Origin of the sequence: Pseudomonas sp. Mn2068 (genome assembly GCF_049319725.1) — a bacterium.
In the GTDB taxonomy this organism is placed as follows: Bacteria; Pseudomonadota; Gammaproteobacteria; order Pseudomonadales; family Pseudomonadaceae; genus Aquipseudomonas; species Aquipseudomonas gingeri.
The window spans coordinates 127,986-153,152 of sequence record NZ_JBMOUG010000008.1; the positions used below are offsets into that span (position 1 = coordinate 127,986).

The 25,167-nt window shown below is 62.2% G+C and carries 26 protein-coding genes and 1 pseudogene; 16 read left to right on the top strand and 11 right to left on the bottom strand.

The features are described 5' to 3' along the window. Nucleotides 1–22 precede the first annotated feature (22 nt). Nucleotides 23–463 (bottom strand): DUF4399 domain-containing protein, encoded by a 441-nt coding sequence (locus tag ACL9RJ_RS19470; RefSeq protein ID WP_042935083.1) that lies wholly within the window; start codon nt 461–463, stop codon nt 23–25. Between the two features lie 139 nt (nt 464–602). On the opposite strand from ACL9RJ_RS19470, the gene ACL9RJ_RS19475 reads away from it, so the two are divergent. Beyond that, a complete protein-coding gene (locus ACL9RJ_RS19475) occupies nt 603–1,376 on the top strand; it encodes a transporter substrate-binding domain-containing protein (RefSeq protein ID WP_017125385.1) in 774 nt (257 codons plus the stop codon). Nucleotides 1,377–1,433: 57 nt separating this feature from the next. On the opposite strand, the gene ACL9RJ_RS19480 is transcribed toward ACL9RJ_RS19475, so the two are convergent. Beyond that, nucleotides 1,434–1,934, bottom strand: a complete 501-nt coding sequence (locus ACL9RJ_RS19480; protein ID WP_017125386.1) for a DUF523 domain-containing protein — start codon at nt 1,932–1,934, stop codon at nt 1,434–1,436. Continuing rightward, nucleotides 1,934–2,566: a 2OG-Fe(II) oxygenase gene (locus tag ACL9RJ_RS19485; protein ID WP_177128342.1), complete on the bottom strand. Its 633-nt coding sequence runs from the start codon at nt 2,564–2,566 to the stop codon at nt 1,934–1,936. Before ACL9RJ_RS19485 ends, ACL9RJ_RS19480 begins: the two co-directional genes overlap by 1 nt. A gap of 108 nt (nt 2,567–2,674) precedes the next feature. Between ACL9RJ_RS19485 and ACL9RJ_RS19490 the strand changes: the two genes are divergently transcribed. Together ACL9RJ_RS19490 and ACL9RJ_RS19495 are read left to right on the top strand one after the other, a co-directional pair. Continuing rightward, on the top strand, nt 2,675–3,433 hold the full coding sequence (locus ACL9RJ_RS19490; protein ID WP_422765569.1) for a DUF2059 domain-containing protein: 759 nt from the start codon (nt 2,675–2,677) through the stop codon (nt 3,431–3,433). Between the two features lie 101 nt (nt 3,434–3,534). Then, entirely contained in the window at nt 3,535–4,038 is a 504-nt protein-coding gene (locus tag ACL9RJ_RS19495; protein WP_422765570.1) for a GNAT family N-acetyltransferase, read from the top strand. Between the two features lie 133 nt (nt 4,039–4,171). Here the strand turns inward: ACL9RJ_RS19495 and ACL9RJ_RS19500 are convergent, their stop codons facing one another. Beyond that, nucleotides 4,172–6,124 (bottom strand): RecQ family ATP-dependent DNA helicase, encoded by a 1,953-nt coding sequence (locus ACL9RJ_RS19500; protein ID WP_212810262.1) that lies wholly within the window; start codon nt 6,122–6,124, stop codon nt 4,172–4,174. 280 nt (nt 6,125–6,404) lie between these two features. Between ACL9RJ_RS19500 and ACL9RJ_RS19505 the strand changes: the two genes are divergently transcribed. Further along, nucleotides 6,405–7,532: a S8 family peptidase gene (locus tag ACL9RJ_RS19505; RefSeq protein ID WP_212810263.1), complete on the top strand. Its 1,128-nt coding sequence runs from the start codon at nt 6,405–6,407 to the stop codon at nt 7,530–7,532. Between the two features lie 64 nt (nt 7,533–7,596). Here ACL9RJ_RS19505 and ACL9RJ_RS19510 read toward each other — a convergent pair whose 3' ends face one another. Then, nucleotides 7,597–8,772, bottom strand: coding sequence for a tetratricopeptide repeat protein (locus ACL9RJ_RS19510; protein WP_177128265.1), 1,176 nt, complete (start codon nt 8,770–8,772; stop codon nt 7,597–7,599). A gap of 231 nt (nt 8,773–9,003) precedes the next feature. On the opposite strand from ACL9RJ_RS19510, the gene ACL9RJ_RS19515 reads away from it, so the two are divergent. From ACL9RJ_RS19515 to ACL9RJ_RS19545, 7 genes and pseudogenes are all read left to right on the top strand, one after another. Then, complete coding sequence (locus ACL9RJ_RS19515; RefSeq protein WP_212810264.1) at nt 9,004–9,741, top strand: hypothetical protein; 738 nt, start codon at nt 9,004–9,006, stop codon at nt 9,739–9,741. A 47-nt stretch (nt 9,742–9,788) separates the two neighbouring features. Beyond that, complete coding sequence (locus tag ACL9RJ_RS19520) at nt 9,789–9,959, top strand: YhfG family protein (protein WP_085983767.1); 171 nt, start codon at nt 9,789–9,791, stop codon at nt 9,957–9,959. 77 nt (nt 9,960–10,036) lie between these two features. Then, a pseudogene (locus ACL9RJ_RS19525) lies at nt 10,037–10,144 on the top strand (Fic family protein); the annotation flags it as partial. Between the two features lie 50 nt (nt 10,145–10,194). Then, nucleotides 10,195–10,341: a hypothetical protein gene (locus ACL9RJ_RS19530; protein ID WP_017125394.1), complete on the top strand. Its 147-nt coding sequence runs from the start codon at nt 10,195–10,197 to the stop codon at nt 10,339–10,341. Between the two features lie 197 nt (nt 10,342–10,538). Beyond that, nucleotides 10,539–10,865, top strand: coding sequence for a type II toxin-antitoxin system VapB family antitoxin (gene vapB, locus ACL9RJ_RS19535; protein ID WP_017125395.1), 327 nt, complete (start codon nt 10,539–10,541; stop codon nt 10,863–10,865). Continuing rightward, nucleotides 10,862–11,275 carry a type II toxin-antitoxin system VapC family toxin gene (locus ACL9RJ_RS19540; RefSeq protein WP_017125396.1) on the top strand — a complete coding sequence of 138 codons (414 nt, stop codon included), beginning with the start codon at nt 10,862–10,864 and terminating at the stop codon, nt 11,273–11,275. The genes vapB and ACL9RJ_RS19540 overlap by 4 nt, the downstream gene beginning before the upstream one ends. A gap of 153 nt (nt 11,276–11,428) precedes the next feature. Beyond that, nucleotides 11,429–11,797 carry a DUF1493 family protein gene (locus tag ACL9RJ_RS19545; protein WP_177087131.1) on the top strand — a complete coding sequence of 123 codons (369 nt, stop codon included), beginning with the start codon at nt 11,429–11,431 and terminating at the stop codon, nt 11,795–11,797. A 47-nt stretch (nt 11,798–11,844) separates the two neighbouring features. Here the strand turns inward: ACL9RJ_RS19545 and ACL9RJ_RS19550 are convergent, their stop codons facing one another. The 3 genes from ACL9RJ_RS19550 to ACL9RJ_RS19560 form a co-directional block, all read right to left on the bottom strand. After that, nucleotides 11,845–13,392 (bottom strand): phosphoenolpyruvate carboxykinase, encoded by a 1,548-nt coding sequence (locus tag ACL9RJ_RS19550; protein WP_017125398.1) that lies wholly within the window; start codon nt 13,390–13,392, stop codon nt 11,845–11,847. Nucleotides 13,393–13,571: 179 nt separating this feature from the next. Continuing rightward, complete coding sequence (hslO, locus tag ACL9RJ_RS19555; RefSeq protein WP_017125399.1) at nt 13,572–14,474, bottom strand: Hsp33 family molecular chaperone HslO; 903 nt, start codon at nt 14,472–14,474, stop codon at nt 13,572–13,574. Between the two features lie 149 nt (nt 14,475–14,623). After that, on the bottom strand, nt 14,624–15,028 hold the full coding sequence (locus tag ACL9RJ_RS19560) for an RNA-binding S4 domain-containing protein (RefSeq protein ID WP_177087133.1): 405 nt from the start codon (nt 15,026–15,028) through the stop codon (nt 14,624–14,626). Between the two features lie 213 nt (nt 15,029–15,241). On the opposite strand from ACL9RJ_RS19560, the gene ACL9RJ_RS19565 reads away from it, so the two are divergent. Both ACL9RJ_RS19565 and rimK read left to right on the top strand, forming a co-directional pair. Then, on the top strand, nt 15,242–15,724 hold the full coding sequence (locus tag ACL9RJ_RS19565) for an ATP-dependent zinc protease (RefSeq protein WP_422765607.1): 483 nt from the start codon (nt 15,242–15,244) through the stop codon (nt 15,722–15,724). Next, entirely contained in the window at nt 15,721–16,626 is a 906-nt protein-coding gene (rimK, locus tag ACL9RJ_RS19570; RefSeq protein WP_017125402.1) for a 30S ribosomal protein S6--L-glutamate ligase, read from the top strand. Before ACL9RJ_RS19565 ends, rimK begins: the two co-directional genes overlap by 4 nt. Before the next feature lie 45 nt (nt 16,627–16,671). On the opposite strand, the gene ACL9RJ_RS19575 is transcribed toward rimK, so the two are convergent. After that, nucleotides 16,672–17,985, bottom strand: a complete 1,314-nt coding sequence (locus ACL9RJ_RS19575) for an ATP-binding protein (protein WP_177055827.1) — start codon at nt 17,983–17,985, stop codon at nt 16,672–16,674. A gap of 114 nt (nt 17,986–18,099) precedes the next feature. Then, the gene (ompR, locus tag ACL9RJ_RS19580) at nt 18,100–18,840 is read right to left on the bottom strand and encodes a two-component system response regulator OmpR (RefSeq protein WP_017125404.1); all 741 of its coding nucleotides are present in this window, start codon (nt 18,838–18,840) and stop codon (nt 18,100–18,102) included. A gap of 335 nt (nt 18,841–19,175) precedes the next feature. Between ompR and ACL9RJ_RS19585 the strand changes: the two genes are divergently transcribed. The 3 genes from ACL9RJ_RS19585 to gshA all read left to right on the top strand — a co-directional run bounded on the left by ACL9RJ_RS19585 (nt 19,176) and on the right by gshA (nt 23,667). Continuing rightward, nucleotides 19,176–21,500 (top strand): Tex family protein, encoded by a 2,325-nt coding sequence (locus tag ACL9RJ_RS19585; protein WP_017125405.1) that lies wholly within the window; start codon nt 19,176–19,178, stop codon nt 21,498–21,500. After that, nucleotides 21,500–21,883 carry a PaaI family thioesterase gene (locus ACL9RJ_RS19590; protein ID WP_017125406.1) on the top strand — a complete coding sequence of 128 codons (384 nt, stop codon included), beginning with the start codon at nt 21,500–21,502 and terminating at the stop codon, nt 21,881–21,883. Before ACL9RJ_RS19585 ends, ACL9RJ_RS19590 begins: the two co-directional genes overlap by 1 nt. A 200-nt stretch (nt 21,884–22,083) precedes the next feature. Beyond that, nucleotides 22,084–23,667, top strand: coding sequence for a glutamate--cysteine ligase (gene gshA, locus ACL9RJ_RS19595; RefSeq protein WP_422765571.1), 1,584 nt, complete (start codon nt 22,084–22,086; stop codon nt 23,665–23,667). 161 nt (nt 23,668–23,828) lie between these two features. On the opposite strand, the gene argA is transcribed toward gshA, so the two are convergent. Next, nucleotides 23,829–25,127, bottom strand: a complete 1,299-nt coding sequence (gene argA, locus ACL9RJ_RS19600) for an amino-acid N-acetyltransferase (protein ID WP_017125408.1) — start codon at nt 25,125–25,127, stop codon at nt 23,829–23,831. Nucleotides 25,128–25,167 lie beyond the last annotated feature (40 nt).

Below are 25,167 nucleotides of genomic sequence, written 5' to 3' on the forward strand. Positions count from 1 at the left end.
CCTTTTTCTTTCTGAACAAATCTTACTTGACGTTAACCGTGATGCGTTTCGACGCTACAGTCGGGTTGAACTGCATGTGCAGTTTGTCGCCAGCCACCAGCTGCAAGGTGTGCTTGCCCGGGGTGAGGGTCAATTGGGTTTCGGTCTGCGCCTTGCCGTAGTGGATCACGGTGTCGGTGGCCGGAATCGGCACGCTGGCGTCCGGCAACTCTTTCTGGTCGACCAGCAGGTGGTGGTGGCCGGTGCCCGGGGTCTGGTCGGTGGCCGGGGCCAGCTTGAGACCTTCCATGCCGAATTTTACCGTGAAGGTCTTGTCGACGGTGGCACCGTCCTTCGGCGACTCGATAAAGACCTTGGCGCCCTCGGGGGGTGCCGAGCGCGGAATGCCGTCGGCCGCGACGGCGAGCAGGCTGGAACTCAACAAAACAGTGGCTAAAGCGACGCGAGACACTAAGGTTTTCATTAACTTCTCCGGTTTTTCCACAAAATTTGGGCAGTCATGACAACTTCAGGACAAATCGTTGTCCAAACCTGCCAATCAACATAAAGCAAAGCGAGCAGCAGTTGCGCATCGCCCGTTACGAATTCATCTAGGAGTGACCATGCGTTTTTTGCCTGGCCTGTTGCTGTTACTGCCCCTTGCAAGTCCTTTCGCCCAAGCCGAACTGATCGATGACGTCAACGACCGGGGCGAACTGCGCATTGCCCTGGAAGGTGACATGCGGCCCTTCAGCTTCAAGGAAGACGGTCGCCTGACCGGCTTCGAAGTGGAACTGGGCGAACTGCTCGCCAGGGAGCTGGACATCAACCCGTCGTTTATCACCACCGATTCCGCCGATCTGCTGCAAGGCGTCGAAAGCGGCAAGTACGACATTGCCATCAACCACATAGCACTGACCCCGGAACTCAAGGAACGTTTCGATTTCAGCGAACCTTACAGCTACACCAGCGCCCAGTTGATCGTGCGCAAGGAAGAACAAAGACCACTGGGCACACTGGACGCATTGAAAGGCCGTGCCTTGGGTGTAGCCCAAGGCAGCCAGTTCGTCGACGAAGCGCGGACGGTCGAAGGGGTGGACCTGCGCAGCTACCCGAACGCGCAGCAGCCACTCAAGGACGTCGCCGACAAGCAGATCGACGCGGCGATCAGCGATCGCCTGCTGATCCCCTTCGCCATTCGCGACAGCCGCCTGCCGGTCAAGGAAGGTCCTCCCGTGGGGCCGACCGTGACCCTGGCCATCCCGTTCCAGAAGGGTAACCCGGCCTTTCAGGCCAGCATCGACCGGGCCCTGCAGCGGATCAAGGCCGATGGCCGGCTGATGGCGTTGTCGGAAAAATGGTTCGGCATGGATGCGAGCGAGCCGCCGAAGCCCTGATACCAGGGAGGCGGAGCGTCCAGGGTGGCGGTCCCACGCAACCCGTGGGACGGCTTGTCAGGGTTGCGCCGAGTCCAGCACAGCCAGGGCCACCGCTGCCTCGGGCAGTTCCAGCTCGCTGAATACCTGGACGCCGGCCTGCTTCAGCAAGGCCGCCGTCACGCCCTCTCCCGGCACTTTCACGCCGCTGAAGGTGCCGTCGTAGGTCAGCAGATTGCCACAGGACGGGCTATTGGCCTTGAGCACCGCGATCCGGATGCCATGCCGCCGCACCAGCTCAAGCGCCTGCCGGGCGCCGTCGAGAAAGGCCGCGCTGACGTCCTCGCCCTCGGTGGTGATGACCCGGGCACGCCCCTCCAGCACCTGCACGCCCTGCCCTCCGGGAATCTCCGCCGCTGCACGCGGGGTCGGCAAGCCGCCGGCGACTTCCGGGCACAAGGCCACGACCCGGCCTTCAGCCTGCCAGGCCGCCAGTTGGGCGTAGGGACCGCTGGCACCGCCGTCATAGCGCACCAGATGCCCCAGCAGGCAGCGACTGACCAGAATTTTCTGCGGCATCAGAAAGGCTCATCGCCGCGACGACGGAACCAGCCGGTCAGCGACAGGCGCTCGCGCGTCGCCGGCAGCACTTCATGGGGCACCTCGCCGGAAAGGAAGACCACCAGGCTGCCGCCGGCCGGATCCACGTCATGCTCCACGCCACCGTCCAGGTACATCCGCAACTGGCCACCCTCCTCGGGCAACCAGGCGTCGTTCAGGTAGATCACGGCCGAGACCATCCGCCGATCGTCATCGCGAAAGCGATCCACGTGCTTGAGATAGAAAGCCCCGGGCGGGTACAGCGCAAAATGGCTCTCGAAATCCTCGAGGCCGAGAAACAACCCGCGGTTCAACGCCTCGCGCAGGCTGTCCATCATCCCCAGATAACGGTCGCAAGGCTCTGCCTGACCCGGTTCCAGCCATTGGATATGGTCACCGCGGATGCCTTCGCGCACCTGTTGCGCCGGCCCACGACCCACCGCGGCGGGTGCCAGTTCGCCTTCAGCCGCACGTTTACGGCACTCGGCGGCCAGCTCCACGGTCAGAGCAGCAGGCAGGAACACAGGCTGCCGCGACCAGCCGCGCGCGGCCAGGTCGTCGACGATACGTAACAGCAGCGGATGATCAGAGGGTATTTGCATGGCGCGCATAGTATCCATACGCCTGGAAATCCGACAGAGCCACCGGGCATGACAATACGAATTCTCGACAAGTCCCGCGCTCGTCGGGAGAATAGTCGGCTGTAGACAGGAGTCCCTATGCGCCGTTTGCTTTTTTCGCTGTTGATGTTCTGCACCTTGCCCGCCTGGGCAGACAGCCACGACCAGTTGTACAAGGTCGCCGGTTGGCCAGAACAACGCGCGCATTTCAGCGATGCCCTGAGCGCCGCCCAGCAAAAGTACCGCAACAGCCTGCCGCCGGCCGTCTATCAGGCCCTGGTCAACAACAGCAACCAGCGTTTTGCGCCGCAGGCCATGGACCAGCGGGCCGAGGCCCAGCTGCGCCAGAACCTGAACGATCCGAAGCCGGCCCTGGCGTTCTTCCAGTCACCGCTGGGACGCAAGATCGTCGCCGCCGAACTGCTCGCCACCCGACGCGACCAATTGGCCAAGAATGCCCAGGGCCTGCCGCATATCGAAGCCAGCGCGACCCGTCGCCTGTTGATCAACCACCTGGCCAACGCCTTGCCGGCCCGTGAAGCCGGTGCCGAAGTCAGTCTCGCCATCGCCGGCGTCGCCGCCGACAGCCTCAGTTCGATGATTCCCGGCCTGCTGGGCGCGGGTTCGGCCCAGGGCCTGCTCAACGGTCAGCGCGAACGCCTGATGCAACAGATCGGCAACGACCTGGACAACACCTTGCTGTACGTCTATCGCGACCTGTCCGACCCCGAGCTGGAAGAGTTCTCGACCTTTGCCGAATCGGCCGAAGGCAAGGCGTACTACCAGGCCGCCCTGGCGGCAATCCGCGCGGGGTTGGCCGTGGGCCAGAACCTGGCGCCGGCGCAACCTGGAAACTGACCGCCACATAGCCCAGCCGGCAACGGTCTATAATCCAGGCGCAATATGAAAGTCCGGGTGCCATCCGTGCAGTAGGCTCACCTCCCCTCAGGAGACGACTCATGTACAGGATCAACCTCGCTACCGCCGCGGACATCGAGGGCATCGCCCAACTGCTCCAGGCCAACTCCCCCTCCCGGGGCGGATCGCTGACCGGGGAGTTTCCCCTCGACAAGGTCAGGCAGATGGCCCTCGGCGGCTCCCCCGTGGTGGTTGCCTCTCGCGATGACAAAGTCGTTGGCGTGCTGTTCAGCGCGGCCAGGGACATGCACCCCGCCCCGCCGTCGATCCAGGCCATGCTGGCCGCATGGCCGGGCACGCCCGATGCCTACGTGTACGGGCCCGCCTGCATCGCCAGCACGGAAAGAGGCCAGGGTCTCCTGCCGCGACTCTATGCCCAGCTCCAGCAGCATTATCCTGGCCGCGAAGCGATTCTGTTCATCCGCCGGGACAACGGCGCCTCGCTGCGCGCCCATGAACGCCTGGGGATGCGCGAGGTCGCGGGTTTCACCCTGGAGGGTGACGAGTACGCCGTCCTCAGTGACCGACCGGCTGCCACAGAGTAAGGCACGCCTCTCAACGATAAAGCAGGGCGCCTGAAACACCGCGAACCTGCAGGAGCCCGGCTTGCCGGCGAATGCGTCCTCAAGGCCGCCAGAAGCTTCGCTGGCAAGCCAGGCTTCCACAGACAACTTCAGCCTAGGCGGTTTGTGCCTGCCCGGCATGGGACCAGGCCGTGACCCACTCCCGCACCTGCGCATAGGGATAGGCCTCCAGCGCTGAAAACCCCGGCAGCGCCCGCGCCTTCAATTTCGTGAACAACGGCACGCTGATACCGCAGAGGAAGCGCGTCAGGCATTCCGTACTCGGTGAGTGTCCACTGTGCTCCTGGTGCTTGTGGATAAATCCACTGCATAGCCCCGGGAAATCCCGCTGTTCGAGCGCAGGCAGTGCCGGTGGCTCCGGCAGACGGGCCACTTGCCCGTGGCACACCGAACAATGCCCGCAGCGTTCAGGTGCCTGCTCGTCGCCGAAATAGCGGGCCAGCCGATAACCCAGGCATTGCTCGGTCGCAAACAACGCCAGCATCGCGTGAATCCGTGCAATCTCGCTGACCTCATGCTGGGCGAAACAGGCATACAGCTCCAGGCTCAAGGCATGGGGATCGAAGTCGCTGACCAGCAGGCTGTAGACCTCGGTCATCTGCTTGCTCTCCAACTCGATCCAGCGCCGTTCCTGGAAGAAATCCAGGGCCTTCACCACCCGCCCGCGCTCGGCCTGGTGCTGCTGGTACATGGCGTCGAAATCCACCGTGGCCCAGGTGCGCGCGCGACTGGAGGTGTGGATGATCGCCGCGACAAAATCGCGGCGCTCGCCCTCGAACTTCGCCAGCAGCACCTCCGGCTCCACCAGGAACTTGAAACGGTACTCGGCAAAATAGGCATAACGCGGTGCGATCAAGCCACGCAACTCCAACTGGACCAGCAAGGTCTTGAGCGGCAACTGGCGGATATTGCTCTGGTCGGCCAGGGGCCCGAGAAGGAATTCCCACTGGCCGTCCGGGCTCGCGCCCTGCAGTTCGTCCAGCACCCGCCGAATCCCCTCCAGCTCCGGGGTATCGCCGTAGACGAAGTTTTCCAGCACGTTGAGGCTGTCGCGGTTGGCCAGCACCAGGCAATCGGAAGGCTGGCCGTCGCGCCCGGCCCGGCCGATTTCCTGGCTGTAGTTCTCGATGGACTTGGGCAGGTCGAAGTGCACCACGTTGCGGATATCGCTCTTGTCGATACCCATGCCGAAGGCGATGGTGGCGACGATGCAGTTCAACTGCCCGGCCATGAACTGCTTCTGGATCGCCTCGCGCTGCTCATGGGGCAGGCCGGCGTGATAAGCGCTCGCCGCAATACCGCGCTGGCTCAGGTGTTCGGCGATCTGCTCGGCGGTTTTCTGCAGGGTGACGTAGACGATGCTCGCTTGCCCGCTGCGTTCGCCCAGCCACTCCACCAGGCGACGACGCTTGTCCGGGCCGCTGACCGGCTCCACCAGCAGGTTCAGGTTCGGCCGATAGAAACCGGTGGTCACCACATCGGTCGGCGCAATGGCGAACCTGGCCTGCATGTCGACGATCACCTTCGGCGTCGCGGTGGCGGTCAGCAACAAGGCCTGGGGAATACGGAACTGGCGCTGATAATCTGGCAGCTTGAGGTAATCCGGGCGGAAATTGTGGCCCCACTCGGAGATGCAGTGCGCCTCGTCCACCACCAGCAGGGAAATCTGCACCTGCTGCAGGAAATGGCGGAAGCGCTCGTTTTTCAGGCGCTCCACGGAAATCATCAGGATCTTCAGCTCCCCGGAGCGGGCCCGGGCCATCACCGCATTGGCCTCATCGCGACTCTGCACCGAGTCGATACTCGCCGCCGCAATGCCGTGGCCTTGCAGAAAGGCCAACTGGTCCTGCATCAGTGCCAGCAGTGGCGACACCACCAGCGTCAGGTGCGGCAGGAGCAGTGCCGGCAGTTGATAACACAAGGACTTGCCGGAGCCGGTGGGAAAGATCGCCGCCGCCGAACGCCCGGCCAGGACCGCGCTGATCGCCGCTTCCTGGCCGTCGCGAAACCGTGGATAACCAAAAACCCGCTGGAGGGTGTCGTGCATAGGCTGTCACTCCGTTGACCGCTGTGGATAAACAAACCCTAGGCGGTCAGGCGAGAAAAGGTCCGAGGCAAGCATTACAAACCACTACAGCGCGCCAGCCTATCGCAAAGCCGGCCGCGGTTGCGGGATAACCACCAATAGCCGGATACAAATCCACGGGTGCGCCCCCGCGAAAATGTCGATTATATCCAAGCCTCCTATGTTGACTGATACCCGGTCGCCGATCTTCGCGTCGTTGAAACGGACGGTTCAACGACGCTCGTTTACCCAGGAGCCCCCCATGGACACCGCCCCTCGCCCCTTCTCTTCACTGGCCCGTCACGGCCTGCTACTCGCGCCCCTGTTGCTCAGCGGTTGCCTGTCCGGCCCGGACTCCGGCCTGCTCAAGCCGGGCGCGGCGGGCGTCGAGCCGCCGTCCAGCCGTTTCGAAACCCCGGAATACAAGGCACAACGCGCGCTCGCACTGGTCAAGGCGTCGACCCTGTATGCACTGGGCGGCACCGGCAAGGGGGTCAGCGTGGCCATCATCGACTCCGGACTCAACACACAATTACCCGAGTTCAAGGACCGCCTCGCCACCCCGGGTCACGACTACGTACGCGACGTCCCCGCACTGATCGACCCCCACGGACATGGCACCCAGATGGCCGGGATTGTCGCCGCCAACCGCGACGGCCAGGGCATGCATGGCATCGCCTTCGACGCCAGGCTGATCGTCATGCGTATTGGCGACAACAACGAACCGTTCTTTTTTGACGATCAGATCGCCCGCGCCTGGAAAGACAGCTTCGCCGCTGGCGCCAGGATTCTCAGTAACTCCTGGGCCAACGATATTCCCGCCACCGAAATCACTGAAGCGCGGTACAAGCAGGTGATGGGCGATTCCTTGCCGGTCGCCCGCCAATTGGTGGCCGAAGGCGCCGTGTTTGTTTTCCCCACGGGCAACGAGCTGCGGCGCGAGCCCCTGGCCGAACCTGGCCTGCCCCAGGCATTGCCTGAACTGGAGAAGGGCTGGATCGCGGTGGTGGCGCTGAAGAATGACGGCACGCTCATCAACCAGAAATCCAATTACTGTGGCGTGGCAGAGCGATGGTGCATCGCGGTCCCGGGCGGGGATGGTGGTGTCGACAATGGCTTGCTCACCACCAGCGCCAAGGGCGGCTACCAGGAAACCGCCGGGACTTCGCCCGCCGTGGCGTTGGTCAGCGGCGCACTCGCCGCCCTGCAGAGTCGCTTTCCCGAACTCACCACCCAGCAATTGCGCGATGTATTGCTCGATAGCGCCAACCACAGCGGGCCTTACGCCAAGGGCGAAGCCTACGGACGCGGGCTGATGGATCTGGCGGCGGCGGCGCAACTGGCAGCCGAACGGGTGAAGAACCCGCCGACGACGCCGGCCCAACGGTAACGGCCCCGCACAAACGCACAACGCGCCAGACAGGGCGCGTTGTGGGCTTGGATCAGTTCGCTATTCAGCGATTCCTGACCCGCTCGATCGCCGTGTCGTACACCGGGTTGGCTTTCTGTTCCTTGGCCAGCTCGTAGTGACGCAGCGCGTCGGAGAACTGCCCGGCGTCTTCATAGATACGCGCAATGTTGTAGTAGGAACTGGCGCGCACGGTGTTCGCCGAGTTGCCGGATGCCAGGGCAACGGCCTTGCGGTTGGCCCAGATGGCTTCGGCGGTGTTGCCGGCCTTCTGGTACGCCAGGCCGAGGTTGCTGTAGGCCTGGCCGAAGCTGTTGTTCAGATCGATGGCCTGGCGGAAGAAGGCAATCGCCTGTTCCAGATTTCCAGCCTTGTAGGCTGCTTCACCTTTGACATTCAGCGCCTTCGCATCGGCCTGGGCCGTGGAACTGACGGCCACTTCGGCGACCGCCACCTTGTCGTCCAGCAACGGCGAGACTTCGTTCAGCACATCCTTGGCTTCCACGGTCACGCCGCTGAAGGTGTTGATGTCCTGGAAATCACCGTTGCCGGTCATGCGGAACACGGTCCACAGGTTGCCGCTGCGATTGGCCGGCACGTAGTAGGTACGAACCAGGGACTGGCCCATGTAGACAAACACCTTGGCCTGGCTATTGGACAACTGGCGCGAGCTCGGATTGCCGCCGTTGGTGAAGTCATGCACGGCATACACATAGCTTTCGCCATAGTGCTTCTTCTGCAGGGTGATGGTTTCCGGGCCATAGCTGTCGGTGTCATCCACATCCAGCTCGGCATCGTCGCCCCTCTGCTGTTCGAAGTAGATATTGTTGCCGGGGAAGATCATGTGGGAGTCGAGGTCAGCCGGGGTCTTGCCCCAGGTCAGCACCACGCGCAGGCCGTCGAGGCTCTGCATCACCGGGCTGATGGCGTAGGTCATGTCCTTGCACGGGCACTTGACCACCAGGTTGGAATAACCGGCCTTCTTGATGATCAGCAGGTTGCTGGCGTCATCGGCGAAGTTGGCGGCAAGGGTGACCTGGCCCTGGGCGTTGGTCTTGCCGACCACGTTCTGCTCGCCGTTGCGCTGCAACAGCACCTCGGCGTCGGCGATCTTCTGATCCTTGACCACGGCACTGAGTACTTCGATGGGCAATGATTCGGCCTGGACCGTCCATGCCGCGGCACACAACGACACCACCGAGGCCACGCGAAGCAGAGACATACTTAACTCCCTTTAAGTGCAAGTTCGAGCATCGGATGACGCCCGTAAAATTGCAGGGAAACATACCGATTTTTTGCCTGAAGTGTCTGACTTTCATAAGGGAAATTTCATTTTTGTGGAGCCGTCGTTACTGGCAAACGGCTATTTCGCGATTTAATCTGCAAATCTCCTCAAAGCCCATGAGAAAGCGCCGATAACCCGCTGACTCACCAAGGAAGGCAGCGGCGAACCATGCAACAACCACCTGAAGACGACGGCGTCATTCATTTCAAGCGCCTGCACCCCGAGCATTTCGATGTGGTGCTGGGATCGCACCCGACCCGGCAAAAGCCGCCACGTCCGGTTCGCCCCAGATCCTACGGCCTGTGGATACTGTTGCTGATCCTGCTGGGTATGCTCGGCTACATGGTGCACAGCCGCAACAGCAGTCATCGCCCGCCACAGAATGAACCGGTACCACAGCCTGCTGCCGAACCGCTGGCGACCGAGCCTGGCGTCCAGCCCGAAGCCCCGGCAGAGCCGCTGCAATTGCGGACCGAACCCAGCGCCAACCTCGCGCCACTGCCGGCGGAGCCCGTCGCCGCGCAAATCCAGGCACCGCCGCCCAAGGCCCAGGGACTGGTATCCGCCAGCTACCTGGCCGAGTACAAGGCCGACCTGAAGGCGCCCGAAGCCACCCATACGCGCCGGGGCGAAGTCGCCACCGTACTCATCCGCGAGTGGGACGGACGTAATCGCTACGCCGCGAAATGGCGCATCTTCAACAACGTCATCGACAATGCCAGCGTCTGCGCAAACTTCCCGACCACCTCCACGGAACATCGCGAATGCCGCAAGGCCGCCGAGGTGTTTTTCAAGGAACAGTGCGCGGAATGGGGCAAACGCTCGAACCGCGACAAGGACGAGCAAAGCAAGGGGATGCAGGCACGGTATTGCACGGCGATGCAGACGTATAGCCCGCAGGGGTGACCGTCTGTTTCCGCTACGCTTGGACCTTGTCCTTTGAGATAGAAATCATGAGCAAACTGACATTTCGGGAAAAGCAGGATCACTACAACAAGATCCGTCGATCAAACAGCCTGGCAAGCCTTCGTCTCGAAGGGTTCAACACTTCCCGTGCCGATGTCGATAAACCGCTCCCGACGATGGAAGCCGTTCTCAGCCAGTACCGTAGTATCTCCAACTGATGCCAGCCCAATACGGAATTGGTAAAAATCCGTATTGCGACCCCAGCACCCAGGTTCTGCGCAATCTCCCCCGCTCCGAGCTCATAGTCGAAATCGCGCAAACTTATGGAGACTTCAATGTCATTCACCCTTTTCGCGAAGGCAATGGACGAGCCCAGCGAGTTCTGTTCGAGAACATCATCGTAAAACCAGCGCCCACCAACGCCTCCAGGCCGCCAGCGACCTGCTGGAAGCCATGACCTGTGTCAGCCTCGACACCACCTGCGACAAAGACCTCCCCCATGTCACCAATGCCGCCTACCTGTTGGTGCGCGAAGGTTGTGTCCTGTTGCAGTTGGTTCAGCAGCGAACGATGGCATTGAGCAGGCAAGTCGCCCAGTAACATCACGACAAACAGGCCATTTCACAATAGGAAATGGCCTACTGATATTGTGGAATTCACAGCCCATTTTGAGAGTCTGGCTACGAGATTGAAGGTAAAAGCTGATCCACAGCCGGTGTCAGCACCGCCATTATTTCATTCGACCTTCTGACGCTGACTTTCATAGCCCGGAGGAAATACCTTCTGGAGGTAACCCGGTGACAATTCAGACGATGCCCGAGCTGGCATATGCCTTGCCTATGCAAAAAATCGACACTACACTGCATATGCCAGACATATGCAGGGGCGATATCATGCGCACAGTCTCAATTTTCAAGAACGGCAAAAATCAGGCGATACGCCTGCCAAATGACATGGCTTATGAAGGCGTAGGAGAACTGGAGATCACGCGCAATGGCGATGTGATCACCCTGCGCCCTGTGCGCCCCAGCTGGCAATCGCTGGCAGAGCTACCTGCGGCTGATGCTGACTTTCTACAAGAACGCCCGGACATCATCGGCGATGAAGGCAGGTTCAGTCTGTGACCACCTATATGCTCGATACCTGTATTTGCTCGTTCATCATGCGTGAACGCCCCGAATCTGTATTGAAGCGATTGGCAGCAGAAGTGGGTCGAAATAACCGGATCGTAATCTCTGCGATCACTTACTCAGAAATGCGCTACGGACAGATCGGCAAAAAAGCTTCCTCCAGGCACAAAATAATGATCGATGAGTTTGTGAAGCGCCTGGATGCGATCCTGCCGTGGGATCAGAACGCCGTGGACGCGACAGTCGAAGTGAGACGCCAACTGACGGATATCGGCTCGCTCATTGGCGGTAATGACACGGCCATCGCGGGCCACGCCATAGCCACGGGATGCAAGCTGATCACCAACAATCTACGTGAGTTCAGCCGTGTTACAGGGCTCGAATACGAAGACTGGGTTCATTGAGGCATTACCCGCCAGGTTTGTTGTGCAGGGTCAGGCCGATTGATAAAATTTCCGCAACGCATCTGCGTTGAATATTTGCCCAACGTCCAAGGCCCGCATCGATTCGTCTAGCGGGCCTTCGTGTTTTCGGGCTTCCACTGAGACACCTCCCCGATGATATTGGCCAGCAGCCTTCCAGACACCGAATTGATGAAACAACTGATCGAGTTGCTGGACGACGAGATCGGCTTGCCGGAGCACAAGTCCGTTGGCCTGCACACAGCCATCAATCTTGACCTGGGCTGCGACGGCAAGGATGCCAGTGAGTTGATGGAAGCACTGGAAGAACGATTCATCCTGGATCTCATCGACTTCGATCCCTATCGCTATTTCGAACCCGAAGGTTTCGATGTTTTCGCCAAACGTCGCACCAAGGTGCGCAGCCGCAAGGTCGCCCTGACCATCGGCATGCTCTATCAGGCCATCCGACAGAAACACTGGAACACAGCCGAACTGGAACGCCTCGTCGAAAAACGGGTATAAAAAAGCCGCCCCGAAGGGCGGCTTTTCAAACAGCTGGCAACCGATGCTTACAGCTTCGGACCCGCCGCCTTGATCGCGTCGCTCACGTCGAACTTCTTGAAGTTCTCGATGAACAGGCCTGCCAGGGCTTTTGCCGCTTCGTCGTAGGCAGCTTTGTCGGCCCAGGTGTTGCGTGGGTTCAACAGGCCGGTCTCGACGCCCGGTACGGCCAATGGCACGTCCAGGTTGACGGTGTCCAGGTGCTCGGTTTCAACGCCGATCAGCGCGCCGCTCTGGATCGCGGCAATCACGCCACGGGTGGTCGGGATGTTGAAGCGCTTGCCAACGCCGTAGCCGCCGCCGGTCCAGCCGGTGTTGACCAGGTAGACCTTGGAACCGAAACCACGGATGCGCTTGATCAGCAGTTCCGCGTATTCGCCGGCCGGACGAGGGAAGAACGGCGCGCCGAAGCAGGTGGAGAAGGTCGACTTGATGCCGCCACCCGAACCCATCTCGGTCGAACCGACCAGGGCGGTGTAGCCGGACAGGAAGTGGTAAGCGGCCTGCTCTTCGCTGAGGATCGACACTGGAGGCAGTACGCCAGTCAGGTCGCAGGTCAGGAAGATCACGGCGTTCGGCTCGCCACCGAGGTTTTTCGGCGCGCGCTTTTCGATCAGTTCACGCGGGTAGGCCGCACGGCTGTTCTGGGTCAGGCTGCTGTCGGCGTAGTCGGCCTTCTTGTTGGCATCGAGCACGACGTTTTCCAGCACGGCGCCGTGCTGGATGGCTTTCCAGATCACCGGCTCGTTCTTCTCGGACAGGTCGATGCACTTGGCATAGCAACCGCCTTCGATGTTGAACACCACGCCCACGCCCCAGCCGTGTTCGTCGTCGCCGATCAGGTAGCGGCTTTCGTCAGCCGACAGGGTGGTCTTGCCGGTGCCCGACAGACCGAAGAACAGGGTCACGTCGCCCTCTTCACCCATGTTGGCCGCGCAGTGCATCGGCAGCACGTCAGCGGCCGGCAGCAGGAAGTTCTGCACCGAGAACATGGCTTTTTTCATTTCACCGGCGTAGCGCATGCCGGCGATCAGGACTTTCTTGGCCGCGAAGTTGAGGATCACGGTGCCATCGGAGTTGGTGCCGTCACGCTCGGGGACGCACTCGAACTCCGGAACGTTGAGGATCTGCCACTCGTCCTTGCCACCGGCGTTGTACTGGCCGGCTTCAGGGTTGATGAACAGGCAACGACCGAACAGGTTGTGCCAGGCAGTACCGGTGGTCATCTTGACCGGCAGGTAGTGCGCAGGATCGGAACCTACGTGCACGTGGGAAACAAAACGCTCGCGCTCGCCGATAAAGGCTTCGACGCGGTTCCACAGGGCGTCGAACTTGTCGGCCGGGAACTTGCGGTTGATCGGGCCCCAGGCGATGGCATCCTGGGTGGAAGGCTCTTCTACGATGAAACGGTCTACCGGCGAACGACCGGTGCGGTGACCGGTCCGCACGACCAGCGCGCCGGTATCGGCGAGTTCGCCTTCACCACGAGCCAGGGCTTCCTTGACCAGATCATCGACACTCAGATCGGTGTACACGGCATTGTTTGCTTGCGTCATGAGATTCCCCGTCGGCCAGTGGCCGAGTGCTCCAAACGTTTTGTAGTAGAAAGTCGTGCACTACTACCGCGAAAAAAGTGGGCCGGATTATGCCAGAAAAGCCCAAAAAGAGTAGGGCCCTCCTGTCAGAACGCCTATTTTCCGGCGTTTGACAGGAGATTTACCTGTGCTGAAGCGTTTTAGTGACGAGTATCTGACGGGGTGTCGACCCCGGCACCGGCAAACAATTGGGCAATATCGGCCGCATCGAACAGATAACGCTGGTTGCAGAACTGGCAATCGATCTCCACGACACCGCCCCGTTCGACCACCAGTTCCTGGGCATCTTCCAGTCCCAGGCTGACCAGCGCGTTGCCCGAACGCTCGCGGGAGCAACTGCAGCGGAAGCTCAGCGGCTGGATATCGAACAGGCGCACAGCCTCTTCGTGATAGAGGCGATGCAGCACGGTTTCGTTGTCGAGGCCGAGCAGTTCCTCGGCGGTCAGGGTGGTGGCCAGGGCGGTGATGTGCTGCCAGCTGGCGGCACGCTCTTCTTCATCCTTGAGGCGGTCGGCCGGCAATTGCTGCAACAGCAGGCCACGGGCACGCTGGCCATCCGCGTTGAGCCAGAAACGGGTACCGACCTGCTGGGACATGACGAAGTAGTTGGTGAAGCACTCCGACAAGGTGGCGCCGTCGAGGTCGACGATCCCCTGGTAGCGCTGGCCCTGGATCGGGTCCACGGTCAGGGCCAGGACACCATTGGGCATCAGGTCGGCGAGGCTCGCACCGGGGGCGACCTGGTCCGCTTCATAGCGCGCCAGGCCGCGGATTTCGCGCTCGCTGGAGCACTCCACCATCAGCAGCGGCACCGCGCCTTCGGAACGGGCCTGGAGAATCAGCAGGCCGTCGAACTTCAAGGTGCCGACCAGCAGGGCGGCGGCGGCCATCAGTTCACCGAGCAGTTGCGCAACCGGTTCGGGATAGGGGTGCTTGGCCAGGACTTCGGCATAGCTGCGCTCCAGAGACACCAGTTCGCCACGGGTGTCGCTGTCATCGAAGATGAAGCGTTGGGTGTAATCGGTGTCCGGTAGATCTGACATAGGGTTCAATTCTGGAAGTAGGAATAAGGGCGTTCGGCTCAGGAAATATGAGCATTTTATGAACAAACAGGGTTCGAACCAAGCAACATGGGGGCGAATGTCGGCCAGTCAAGGACATGAGGTCCTCTAATAACCGTGCGAGCCGATAGTCAGTCGGCGCCGCTGCCGCGGAATTTGAACAGGTCGCGCCGCTGCTTCTTGCTCGGCTTGCCATCGGTGGTCAGCCCCAGGGCCCCGGCCTTGCGCTGGGCCGCGGCGGCTTCGCGCCGGGCGATGCTGGCTTCGGTTTCAGTGTAGAGCGCCTGCGCCTCCGGTGCGCCGCGCCGGACCACCGACAGCGCCTGCACCACCACGGTACGCTCGTCGAAGCCGACGCGAATCAGCAACTCGTCGCCCACATGGGGCTCCCTGGACGGTTTGCAGCGCTCGCCGCGACAATGCACCTTGCCGCTTTCGATCGCGTCCTTGGCCAGGGCGCGGGTCTTGTAGAAGCGCGCTGCCCATAACCACTTGTCGAGTCGAACCTTGTCGTCCGCTTCCGGTTTCTGCGCCACGGGGATTCCTCAAACTGAAATATTGCTGAACTGTACTACCGTTGCCGTCGAAGCTGAATGTCCCTGGCCAGTCTAGAATGCGGGGAGCCGGGCTGATTTCACGGCCTGATACAAGTCGCACAGATATCTGTCGCCATTTACCCATTATTCTGCGTGAATACCGCGATTATGGCCGCCTCGCGGCCTGAGCGGGTTTCTCACCGGTTGAGCATTTTGAAGACATTTGACCATTTGACTGTTGTAGGTCTGCGCGAGTGGGTGGCGCTCCCGGATCTGGGAGTCGCGGGCCTGCGGGCGAAGATCGACACCGGCGCCAGTACCTCCAGCCTGCATGCCACCGAAATCGAGCCGTTCGAGCGCGACGGAGAGAAGTGGGTGCGCTTCACCGCCCACCTGGGCAGCTTGGTGCAATTGCGCCATCGGCGCTGCGAAGCCCCGTTGCTGGCCATGAAAACCATCAAAAGCTCCAACGGCCATGCCCAGGTGCGCTATGTGATCGCGACCACCCTGGCCATGGGAGACAAGGTCTGGCAGGTGCAATTCACCCTCGCCTGTCGCAAGGCCATGCGTTATCGCCTGTTGCTGGGTTCCAAAGCTCTGATCGACGGTCAGCTGGTGGTCAATCCGGGCCAGAAATACGTTCAAGACAAGCCGGTTTTCCCGGTCACTACTACCTCTGCCACAGGTGTTGCATGAAGATCGCTGTGCTGTCGCGTAACCCGCGTCTGTATTCCACTCGTCGCCTGGTCGAAGCCGGTGTCGAGCGTGGCCATGAGATGGTAGTGGTCGATACCCTGCGCGCCTATATGAACATCGCCAGCCACAAGCCGCAGATCCACTATCGCGGCAAGCCGCTGGAGGGTTTCGACGCGGTGATCCCACGGATCGGTGCTTCGGTGACCTTCTATGGCTGCGCGGTGTTGCGCCAGTTCGAAATGATGGGGGTCTTCCCCCTCAACGAATCGGTGGCGATTGCCCGTTCGCGGGACAAGCTGCGCTCGCTGCAATTATTGTCGCGCCGCGGGATCGGCCTGCCGGTCACCGGTTTCGCCCACTCGCCGGACGATATCCCCGACCTGATCGAGATGGTCAACGGCGCCCCGCTGGTGATCAAGGTGCTGGAAGGCACCCAGGGTATCGGCGTGGTGCTGTGCGAGACGGCGACGGCGGCGGAGTCGGTGATCGAGGCCTTCATGGGCCTGAAGCAGAACATCATGGTCCAGGAATACATCAAGGAAGCCGGCGGCGCGGATATCCGCTGCTTTGTGGTCGGCGACAAGGTGATCGCGGCGATGAAGCGCCAGGCCAAGCCGGGCGAGTTCCGCTCCAACCTGCACCGTGGCGGCAGCGCCAGCCTGATCAAGATCACCCCGGAAGAACGCATGACCGCGATACGCGCGGCCAAGGTGATGGGCCTGAGCGTGGCCGGGGTGGATATCCTGCGTTCCAATCACGGACCGCTGGTGATGGAGGTGAACTCGTCTCCGGGCCTGGAGGGGATCGAGGTCACCACCGGCAAGGATGTGGCGGGAATGATCATCCAGCACATCGAGAAAAATGGCGGGCCGAACATGACCCGCACCAAGGGCAAGGGCTGATCGTCTATTCAGATCCGCGCTGCACGGCTATCCGGCCAAGGCCGGCTAGACCGCGTCGCGCGGCAGCATCAGGCCCAACGGCAGACGAACCCGCGCTTCCAGGCCCCCACCGGAGCGGTTGCGCAGTTCGACATTGCCGCCATGCATCGAGGCGATCCGCTTGACGATCGCCAGGCCCAGGCCGGTGCCCTTGCCGCCACGGGCCTTGTCGCCCCGGGTGAAGGGGTTGAAGATTCCTTCCAGTTCGGCCGGATCGATACCCGCGCCACGGTCCATGACACTCAGGACCACGTAGGGCGCACTGGTATCTCCCGACACATAGGCCGCCACTTCCACGCCCTCTCCGGCATGGTTGAGGGCGTTGCCGATCAGGTTGTTCAGCAGCCGCTTCATCGATACCCGCCGCAGGGGGAACGGCTGGATCGGCTGCAGGCGCATGCGCACCCGCTCTTCGTTCTGGTTGTAGGGCATCACCACCTCGCGCACGAGGTCGCTGAGGTCCACTTCTTCCACCGACTCGTCGCGGCCGTCGCGGATGAATGCGAGGAACTGGTCGAGAATGGCGTCCATGTCCTCGATATCCCGCACCATGTCTTCGCTGAGGTCGCTGTGGTCGCCCATCAGCTCCAGGGACAGGCGCAAGCGCGTCAGCGGCGTGCGCAGGTCGTGGGAAACCCCGGCCAGCATCAGCTCCCGTTCGCGCCCCGCCTGCTCGACGTCCTCGGCCATCTGGTTGAAGGCGCTGTATACCTCGGTCATTTCGCTCGGGGTGTCACTGATCGGCAGGCGCACGCTGCGACCCTGGCCCAGTTGCCGCGCGGCAAAGACCAGGCGCTTCAACGGCTGGTTGAGCTGGCTGACGAAGATCCACGCCGATGCCGTGGACAGCAGGCCGATGGCCAGGAACCAGCCCAGCACACTCCAGATCTTCTGCCCGCGTAGCGGATGCGGATACAGCGGCACCTTCAACCAGCCCGCGCCCAGGCTCGGCGCCCGCACCCACAAGGCCGGCGGCGCATGCATGCGCAGGCGGACCTCGGTATCGGCACCCAGCTCGGCCTGCATCTGGCGCTGGTAGATTTCACTGTAGGGCCAGTGCTGCTCGCCTTCCGGCACGCCACCACTGACCACGCGGATCAGGCCGGCCGCATCGGCGATCTTGTCGCGGTCGTCTTCATCCGCGGCCCAGTAGGCCCGCAGGGTCAGGGCCACGCCGTGGCTGTACTGGCGATCCACCAGGACGTCCTCGTTCATCAGCAGGTAGACCAGGGTCAGTGCCTTGGAGAACAACACCACGATGAGCACCAGCCAAAGGGTGCGCGAGAAGAAACTTTGGGGAAACCAGAGAGGGGTTTTCATAGACAGCCGCTACATACTTTGCAGGAGCGAGCAGGCGGGCTCGCACAATTGTGGATCGCGACTTGCCCGGGCGGCTTTCGCACACCCGGGCAACCCGCTCCTACAAATCACCGGTCACTTGGTTGCAGCGCCATCCGGCACGAACACATAACCCACGCCCCAGACGGTCTGGATATAGCGCGGCTTCGACGGGTCCGGTTCGATCATGCGACGCAGGCGGGAAATCTGCACATCGATGGAACGCTCCAGCGCATCCCATTCCCGCCCACGGGCCAGGTTCATCAGCTTGTCGCGGGTCAGCGGTTCGCGGGCATGCATCACCAGGGCCTTGAGCACGGCGAATTCGCCGGTGGTGAGCATGTGCACTTCGTCGCCGCGCTTGAGTTCGCGGGTGGCGAGGGACAGCTCGTAGTCGCCGAAGGTGACGCTCTCGTCTTCGCTGCCCGGAGCGCCCGGAACCGGAGCCGCCTGACGCCGCAGCACGGCCTTGACCCGCGCCATCAGTTCGTCGGGGTTGAACGGCTTGGCCAGGTAATCGTCGGCGCCCAGTTCCAGGCCCTTGATCCGGCTCAGCTCGTCGCCCTTGGCGGTCAGCATGATGATCGGCACCTGGTTGTTCGCCGCGCGCAGGCGACGGCAGGCCGTCAGGCCGTCTTCGCCAGGCAGCATCAGGTCGAGGACCACCAGATTGAACACTTCACGCGCCAGCAGACGGTCCATTTGCTCGGTGTTGGCCACCGCGCGGGCACGATAGCCCTTGCTGGTGAAAAAACGTTCCAGCAGGCTGCTCAGCCCCGGATCGTCATCCACGATGAGAATTTTTTCGCCTTCAGCAGTTTGTGCAGTGCTGCTCATGGGTTGCTCCTTTGATCTCGGCGCGCATTATGGGGCCAGCGACCGTTATACGTATCCTGTGCATTGTTAGCAGATTTTTCCTCGACTACCAGCAAACGCTGTTTTATGCCTACACGCGCACAATCCCCCCAAGCCCGGAACGCTGGTTATAATGCCCCGCCTTCTGCGTCAGGCAACGTCTGATCATTGCTGTTCGATGCCATCTTTTTTTCAAAGGCTCACAGCAATGTGCTGATTTCACGGGTCACAAGGTGCGCCTTTTGATCCCAAACCAGGCTCGCCCGACAGGCCCAAAGGCCCGGCGTGCCTGATTTCACACTTTGTCAGGTGGTTTTATGGACAGCATCAACAGCCGCATCGCCGAAGAACTCGGCGTACGCCCACAACAGGTCGAAGCGGCCGTCGCTCTACTGGATGAAGGTTCTACCGTACCTTTCATCGCGCGCTACCGTAAGGAAGTGACCGGCAGCCTGGATGACACCCAGCTGCGGCACCTGGAAGAGCGCCTGCGCTACCTGCGAGAACTCGACGAGCGGCGCATCAGCATCCTCGCCAGCATCGAGGAGCAGGGCAAGCTGACCCCGGAACTCGCTCGCGACATCAAGCTCGCCGACACCAAGACCCGCCTCGAAGACTTGTACCTGCCTTATAAGCAGAAGCGCCGCACCAAGGGCCAGATCGCCCTGGAAGCCGGTCTCGGCGAGCTGGCGGACGGCCTGTTCAACGATCCGTCGCTGACCCCGGAAAGCGAAGCCGCGCGCTTCGTCAACGCGGAAAAAGGCGTCGCCGACACCAAGGCGGCCCTCGAAGGCGCCAAGTACATCCTGATGGAGCGCTTCGCCGAAGACGCCAGCCTGCTGGACAAGCTGCGCAACTACCTCAAGCAGGAAGCCACCCTCAGTGCCCGCGTGATCGCCGGCAAGGAAGAAGAAGGCGCCAAGTTCCGCGACTACTTCGAACACGACGAACCGCTCAAGAGCATGCCGTCGCACCGCGCCCTGGCGATTTTCCGTGGCCGCAACGAAGGCATCCTCAGCTCGGCACTGAAAGTCGGCGACGAACTGCCCGGCACCATGCATCCGTGCGAAGGCATGATCGGCCAGCAGTTCGGCATCCAGAACCAGAACCGCCCTGCCGACAAATGGCTCGGCGAAGTGGTGCGCTGGACCTGGAAGGTCAAGCTCTACACCCACCTGGAAACCGACCTGCTGGGCGAGTTGCGCGACGGCGCGGAAACCGAGGCGATCAACGTGTTCGCCCACAACCTGCATGACCTGCTGCTGGCCGCCCCGGCCGGCCCGCGCGCGACCCTGGGTCTGGACCCGGGCCTGCGTACCGGCTGCAAGGTCGCGGTGGTGGACGCCACCGGCAAGCTGCTGGACCACGCCACGGTCTACCCGCACGTGCCGCACAACAAGTGGGACCAGACCCTGGCCGTCCTCGCCGCGCTGTGCGCCAAGCACTCGGTGGACCTGATCGCCATCGGCAACGGCACCGCCAGCCGTGAAACCGACAAGCTGGCCGCCGAACTGATCAAGAAATACCCGGCCATGAAAATGACCAAGGTCATGGTCTCCGAGGCCGGCGCCTCGGTGTACTCGGCCTCGGAGCTGGCGTCCAAGGAGTTCCCGGACCTCGACGTATCGATCCGGGGCGCGGTGTCCATCGCCCGCCGCCTGCAGGACCCGCTGGCCGAACTGGTGAAGATCGATCCGAAATCCATCGGTGTCGGCCAGTACCAGCACGACGTGTCGCAGTTGAAACTGGCGCGCGGCCTGGACGCGGTGGTGGAAGACTGCGTGAACGCCGTCGGCGTCGACGTGAATACCGCCTCGGTGGCGCTGCTGGCACGGATCTCCGGCCTGAACACCACCCTGGCGCAGAACATCGTCAACCATCGCGACGAGAACGGTGCCTTCAAGACCCGCGCCGCCCTGAAGAAAGTCGCGCGCCTGGGCGAAAAGACCTTCGAGCAGGCCGCCGGCTTCCTTCGTGTGATGAACGGCGACAACCCGCTGGACTCGTCCGCCGTGCACCCGGAAGCCTATCCGCTGGTACAGCGCATCGCCGCCGAAACCGACCGTGATATCCGCTCGCTGATCGGCGACGCCAGCTTCCTCAAGCGCCTGGACCCGAAAAAGTACACCGACGAGACCTTCGGCCTGCCGACCGTCACCGATATCCTCCAGGAACTGGAGAAACCGGGTCGCGACCCACGTCCCGAGTTCAAGACCGCCGAGTTCCAGGACGGTGTCGAGGACCTCAAGGACCTCGAACTGGGGATGATCCTCGAAGGCGTGGTGACCAACGTGACCAACTTCGGTGCCTTCGTCGATATCGGCGTCCACCAGGACGGCCTGGTGCACATTTCGGCGCTGTCCGAGAAGTTCATCAAGGACCCGCGTGAAGCAGTGAAGGCCGGTGACGTGGTCAAGGTGAAAGTCATGGAAGTCGACATCCCGCGCAAACGCGTCGGCCTGTCGATGCGCATGAGCGATACCCCGGGCGAGAAGATCGACGGCGCCCGCGGCTCGCGTCCGGGCTCGGCCCCGCGCCAGTCGCAGAACAACGCCCCGCGCAAGGAAACCGTGGCACCGGCACCGAGCAACAATGCCATGGCCTCGCTGTTCGCCAACGCCAAGCAGCTGAAGAAACGCTGATGGAAATCCCTGACGGCCTTACCCAGAGCGCCTTCAGCGAGCTGATCGGCTGCCGCCTGCAACGCCTCGACAGCGGCGTTGCGGAGGTGGCCCTGTCGCTGACTCCGCAACTGCGCAATCGCGGCAACGTGTTGCATGGCGGCGCGCTGTTCAGCCTGGTGGATATCACCATGGGCCTGGCCTGTTCGGCGACCCATGGCTTCGACCAGCGCAGCGTGACCATCGAGTGCAAGATCAACTACATGCGGGCGGTGGCCGAAGGCGATGTGCTGTGCATCGCCACCGTCATCCACCCCGGGCGCCGCACCCTGGTGGTCGAGGCCGAAGTGCGCCAGGGCGACAAACTTGTCGCGAAAGCACAAGGCACGTTCGCTGTTCTCTAGCTGTCCCGTCTCGATTTGGGTTAATTTCGGCACTGCGAATGCGGTGTCGGAATTTTCCGTCGGCATCACATCCGACTCAGGGACGAAGTATCGGCGTTTTCTGACATTTACCAGGCGACAACGCCAGTTCTCAACTTCACCCTTGTAGACCGTCTTGCCCACCCCCATATTGGGGCGACTGACGCGTGAAGGAATCCAACTTGAGCGAACTTCTCAACCGCCGCCTGGCTCTGCTCGGCGAGCGCGCCCACCTCTCCCTGCTCGAAGAGTGCCTGCACGGCATCGAGCGCGAATGCCTGCGCGTCACCGGCGAAGCCCGCCTGGCGCAGACACCGCATCCGGAAGAACTGGGTGCCGCACTGACCAACGAGCAAATCACCACGGACTACTCCGAGTCGCTGCTGGAGTTCATCACTCCGGCCCTGCCCGACCCGGCCGACACCCTGCAAAGCCTGGACAAGATCCATCGCTTTGCCTACAGCAAGCTCGGCAACGAGTACCTGTGGAGCCCGTCGATGCCCTGCCCGCTGCCAGCCGAGGAAGATATTCCGATCGCCTACTACGGCACCTCGAATATCGGCAAGCTCAAGTATGTGTACCGCCAGGGCCTGGCCCTGCGCTACGGCAAGACCATGCAGTGCATTGCCGGAATCCACTACAACTTCTCGCTGCCGGAAAAACTCTGGCCGGTGCTCAAGCAGGCCGAAGGTTTTGTCGGCACGGACCGCGACTACCAGTCGCTGGCCTATATCGCGCTGATCCGTAACTTCCGCCGCTACAGCTGGCTGCTGATGTACCTGTTCGGTGCTTCGCCGGCCCTGGACGCGGGCTTCCTGCGCGGTCGCTCGCATTCGCTGGAACAGTTCGACGCCGACACGCTGTACCTGCCCTACGCCACCAGCCTGCGCATGAGCGACCTGGGTTACCAGAGCAACGCCCAGGCCGGCCTGACGCCGTGCTACAACGACCTGAGCAGCTACACCGACAGCCTGCGCAAGGCGGTGGCGACGCCCTACGCGCCATATGTCGAGATCGGCACGCACAAGGACGGTGAGTGGGTCCAGCTCAACACCAACATCCTGCAGATCGAAAACGAGTATTACTCCAACATCCGCCCGAAACGCGTGACCTACACCGGCGAGCGGCCTATCCAGGCGCTGATGGCCCGTGGCGTGCAGTATGTCGAGGCGCGCTGCCTGGACATCAACCCGTTCCTGCCGACCGGCATCGACCTGACCGAGGCGCGCTTCCTCGATGCGTTCCTGCTGTATTGCGCGCTGAACGACAGCCCGCTGTTCGAAAGCAACGAGTGCAACCATGCCACTTCGAACTTCCTCACCGTGGTGAAGGAAGGCCGGCGTCCGGGCCTGCAATTGCAGCGTCGGGGCCAGGCGGTGGACATGAAGGAATGGGCCGCCGAATTGCTCGAGCAGATTGCTCCGTTGTCGGCGTTGCTCGACCGCAGCCATGGCGGCGATGGTCACAGCAAGTCCCTGGACGAGCAAATGGCGAAGGTCCGCGATTCGTCCCTGACGCCGTCGGCCCAGGTGCTGGCGAGCATGACCCAGCACAAGGAAAGCTTTGCCCAGTTCTCCATGCGCCAGAGCCTGGCCCATGCCAAGTACTTCCGCAGCCAGCCGCTGGCCAAGGACGAACAGGCCGCCTTCGAAGAAAGCGCGCGCCAGTCGCTTGTCCAGCAACTGGAGCTGGAGCAGAACGAAGTGGGTGATTTCGACGTGTTTGTCGGGTCGTACCAGGCGAGCATCCTGTCGATCAGCAACTGAGGCGGCGCCTGTACTGACGCCTTCGCCGGCAAGCCGGCTCCCACAGAGACTTCAGTCGGCCACACATCCGTGGCCGACCCCGCATCCTTGTAGGAGCTGGCTTGCCAGCGAAGAGGCCCTGGAGCGCTCCAAAGCCCCGCAGACCCAACTGGCTCTGAAGCTCAGAGGGCCTTTTCGAAGATCTTCGAATTACGCTGGTAGTTGTACAACGACGCCCGCGCGCTCGGCAGGCGCTCGACGCTGCTCGGCACAAACCCGCGCTCACGGAACCAGTGGGCGGTACGGGTCGTCAGGACAAACAGGGTCTTCAGGCCCTGGGCCCGGGCCCGAGTCTCGATACGCTCCAGCAGTTCGTCCCCGCGCCCGCCATGACGGTACTCCGGGTTCACCGCCAGGCATGCCAGCTCACCGGCATCCGAATCGGCGATCTGGTACAGCGCCGCACAGGCGATGATCATCCCTTCACGCTCGACCACGCTGAACTGCTCGATCTCGCGCTCCAGCACTTCCCGCGAACGCCGCACCAGGATGCCCTGTTCTTCCAGCGGACTGATCAGGTCGAGCAGGCCGCCGACGTCTTCGATCGCCGCTTCGCGCACCAGCTCGAATTGCTCCTGGGCCACCAGCGTACCGCCACCGTCGCGGGTGAACAGTTCGGTCAACAGCGCGCCGTCTTCAGCATAACTGACGATATGGCTGCGAGCCACGCCGCCACGGCAGGCTTCGGCCGCCGCGTCGAGCAACTCGGCCTGGTAATCGCTGCCCAGGCGCTGCAGGTGCGCCGGCACCTGCTGTGGGCGCAACTCGCGGACCAGACGACCATGTTCATCGATCAGGCCGTGATCGGCGCCGAACAACAGGAGTTTTTCCGCCCCCAGGTCGATGGCGGCGCGGGTCGCGACGTCTTCGCAGGCGAGATTGAAGATTTCCCCGGTGGGCGAGTAGCCCAGCGGCGACAGCAGCACGATGGAGCGCTCGTCCAGCAGGCGGTTGATGCCCCGGCGGTCGACCCGGCGCACCTCGCCGGTGTGGTGATAGTCGACCCCTTCCAGCACACCGATCGGCCGCGCCGTCACCAGGTTGCCGCTGGCGACCCGCAACCGCGAACCCTGCATCGGCGAGGCGGCCATGTCCATGGACAGGCGCGCTTCAATGGCGATCCGCAGATAGCCGACCGCGTCGATCACGCATTCCAGGGTGGCGGCATCGGTAATGCGCATGCCGTGATGGTAATGCGGGGTCAGGCCACGGGCCGCCAGGCGGCTTTCGATCTGCGGGCGCGAACCGTGGACCAGCACCAGGCGCACGCCCAGGCTGTGGAGCAGCACCAGGTCATGGACGATATTGCCGAAGTTGGGGTGCTCGACCCCGTCACCGGGCAGCATGACGACAAAGGTGCAATCGCGGTGGGCGTTGATATAGGGAGACGCATGGCGAAGCCAGTTTACGTATTCGGGCATGACCTGAACCTGTATAAAAAACAGCCAATAAAAAGTGGGT

Coding starts and splice junctions, on each gene's coding strand:
- ACL9RJ_RS19470 (WP_042935083.1), bottom strand. CDS start 463: ATGAAAACCTTAGTGTCTCGCGTCGCTTTAGCCACTGTTTTGTTGAGT.
- ACL9RJ_RS19475 (WP_017125385.1), top strand. CDS start 603: ATGCGTTTTTTGCCTGGCCTGTTGCTGTTACTGCCCCTTGCAAGTCCT.
- ACL9RJ_RS19480 (WP_017125386.1), bottom strand. CDS start 1,934: ATGCCGCAGAAAATTCTGGTCAGTCGCTGCCTGCTGGGGCATCTGGTG.
- ACL9RJ_RS19485 (WP_177128342.1), bottom strand. CDS start 2,566: ATGCGCGCCATGCAAATACCCTCTGATCATCCGCTGCTGTTACGTATC.
- ACL9RJ_RS19490 (WP_422765569.1), top strand. CDS start 2,675: ATGCGCCGTTTGCTTTTTTCGCTGTTGATGTTCTGCACCTTGCCCGCC.
- ACL9RJ_RS19495 (WP_422765570.1), top strand. CDS start 3,535: ATGTACAGGATCAACCTCGCTACCGCCGCGGACATCGAGGGCATCGCC.
- ACL9RJ_RS19500 (WP_212810262.1), bottom strand. CDS start 6,124: ATGCACGACACCCTCCAGCGGGTTTTTGGTTATCCACGGTTTCGCGAC.
- ACL9RJ_RS19505 (WP_212810263.1), top strand. CDS start 6,405: ATGGACACCGCCCCTCGCCCCTTCTCTTCACTGGCCCGTCACGGCCTG.
- ACL9RJ_RS19510 (WP_177128265.1), bottom strand. CDS start 8,772: ATGTCTCTGCTTCGCGTGGCCTCGGTGGTGTCGTTGTGTGCCGCGGCA.
- ACL9RJ_RS19515 (WP_212810264.1), top strand. CDS start 9,004: ATGCAACAACCACCTGAAGACGACGGCGTCATTCATTTCAAGCGCCTG.
- ACL9RJ_RS19520 (WP_085983767.1), top strand. CDS start 9,789: ATGAGCAAACTGACATTTCGGGAAAAGCAGGATCACTACAACAAGATC.
- ACL9RJ_RS19530 (WP_017125394.1), top strand. CDS start 10,195: ATGACCTGTGTCAGCCTCGACACCACCTGCGACAAAGACCTCCCCCAT.
- ACL9RJ_RS19545 (WP_177087131.1), top strand. CDS start 11,429: ATGATATTGGCCAGCAGCCTTCCAGACACCGAATTGATGAAACAACTG.
- ACL9RJ_RS19550 (WP_017125398.1), bottom strand. CDS start 13,392: ATGACGCAAGCAAACAATGCCGTGTACACCGATCTGAGTGTCGATGAT.
- hslO (WP_017125399.1), bottom strand. CDS start 14,474: ATGTCAGATCTACCGGACACCGATTACACCCAACGCTTCATCTTCGAT.
- rimK (WP_017125402.1), top strand. CDS start 15,721: ATGAAGATCGCTGTGCTGTCGCGTAACCCGCGTCTGTATTCCACTCGT.
- ACL9RJ_RS19575 (WP_177055827.1), bottom strand. CDS start 17,985: ATGAAAACCCCTCTCTGGTTTCCCCAAAGTTTCTTCTCGCGCACCCTT.
- ompR (WP_017125404.1), bottom strand. CDS start 18,840: ATGAGCAGCACTGCACAAACTGCTGAAGGCGAAAAAATTCTCATCGTG.
- ACL9RJ_RS19585 (WP_017125405.1), top strand. CDS start 19,176: ATGGACAGCATCAACAGCCGCATCGCCGAAGAACTCGGCGTACGCCCA.
- ACL9RJ_RS19590 (WP_017125406.1), top strand. CDS start 21,500: ATGGAAATCCCTGACGGCCTTACCCAGAGCGCCTTCAGCGAGCTGATC.
- argA (WP_017125408.1), bottom strand. CDS start 25,127: ATGCCCGAATACGTAAACTGGCTTCGCCATGCGTCTCCCTATATCAAC.